This window comes from Burkholderia sp. Bp9031 (assembly GCF_003857965.1).
Lineage (GTDB): Bacteria > Pseudomonadota > Gammaproteobacteria > Burkholderiales > Burkholderiaceae > Burkholderia > Burkholderia ambifaria_A.
On record NZ_QTPW01000117.1, the window covers coordinates 1 to 229 of the forward strand.

General features: G+C 66.4%; 1 protein-coding gene. It reads left to right on the plus strand.

Annotated elements, in window-relative coordinates; translation table 11 throughout:
• Positions 1 to 229, plus strand: a 229-nt coding sequence (locus DIE15_RS36760; protein ID WP_148095715.1) for an AMP-binding protein, incomplete at both ends; no start/stop codon positions are given.

Here is a 229-nt window from a genome sequence, read left to right on the forward strand (position 1 = left end):
CGCATTCGCGACGGAAGCGTCGCCCGACGGGCGTGCGCACGCGGCGCGCTACGACGCGACGCCCGCCGACGCGCGGCCGGTCGACATCGGCGCATGGTCGTACCGCGTCGACACGAGCGCGCCCGACGAACCGGTGGTTTTTTTTTTTTATGATAATTGGTCGTCGGTGATCTACACGACCGGCACGACGGGTGCGCCGAAAGGCGTGATGCTGTCGCATCGCAACCTG